This window comes from Pseudomonas sp. A-RE-22 (assembly GCF_019956035.1).
Taxonomy (GTDB): Bacteria; Pseudomonadota; Gammaproteobacteria; order Pseudomonadales; family Pseudomonadaceae; genus Aquipseudomonas; species Aquipseudomonas brassicacearum.
In genome coordinates this window covers 1-1,216 of sequence record NZ_JAHBCZ010000096.1, presented here as the reverse complement: position 1 = coordinate 1,216, position 1,216 = coordinate 1, and the positions used below count along the sequence as shown (strand labels likewise).

Annotated in this window: 1 pseudogene; it reads left to right on the top strand. The window is 65.1% G+C overall.

Annotated elements, in window-relative coordinates:
• A pseudogene (locus tag KGA89_RS29585) lies at nt 1-1,216 on the top strand (type IV secretion protein Rhs); the annotation flags it as partial.

The window sequence follows — 1,216 nt, the reverse complement described above, 5'->3', positions numbered from 1 at the left end:
CCGGACCTGGCGCTACAACGCCTACGGCAAGGTCACCGCCGAGTGCGATGAACAAGGGCGGGTCACCCGCTACGAATACGCCGACGACCTGCACCTGGTCAGCCGCCGCCTGAACCCCGACGGCAGCGAGCTGAAGTACCGCTACGACTCGGCGCGGCTGTTGCTGACCGAAATCGAAAACGAATCCGGCGAAAAATATCAGCTGGACTACACGCCCAACGGCTTGATCCGACAGCAAGTCGGCTTCGACGGCCAACGCATCGCCTACGCCTATGATCTCAATGGCCACCTGCTGGAAAAAACCGAGCACGGCGAGGACGGTTCGCAACGGCTCACCCAGTACCAGCGCGACGCGGCTGGGCGGCTGCGGGTCAAGACCTTGCCCGACGGCCAGGCCATCGAATACCGCTACGACGAGCTGGGCCGATTGGTCCACGTCAACGACGGCAGCGATCATCCGCTGGCCTTCGAGTACGACGCCCAGGATCGGCTGGTTTGCGAACACCAGGGCTGGGGCACCCTGCGTTATCGCTACGACGCTTGCGGGCGGCTCAACCACCTGCGCCTGCCGGACGACAGCCAGCTCGACTACCACCATGCCCCAGGCGGCGCACTGACCGCCATCGACCTCAACGGCTCACGCCTGACCGAACACCGCTTTGACGGCGGGCGCGAACGGCAACGCCAGCAGGGCCGGCTGCTCAGTGACTACGACTACGATGAACAGGGCCGTCTCAAGGCCCAGACCGTGTGGCAGAGCCGACAGCAGCAACTGTTCTGGCGCGATTATGCCTACAGCGCCAAGGGCAACCTGCAAACCCTTTCCGACAACCGAAACCGCCGCAGCTACCAGTACGACCCGCTGGATCGCCTGACCCGCATCGACTTTTCCCACAGCGAGCCGCCGGAACACTTCTGCCACGACCCGGCCGGCAACCTGCTGATGCAGGACCGCCCCGGCCCGACCACCCTCAAGGGCAACCGCCTGCTGAAGGAGGGCGACCGCCACTACGACTACGACGCCTTCGGCAACCTGATCCGCGAACGCCGCGGCCAGGCCCTGGTCAGCGCCTACCGCTACGACAGCCAGCACCGCCTGATCGGCGTCACCACGGCGGATGGCCGCGAAACGTCCTACCGCTACGACGCCTTTGGCCGACGCATCAGCAAGACCGTGGACTGCCTGACCACGGAATTTTTCTGGCAGGGCGACCAG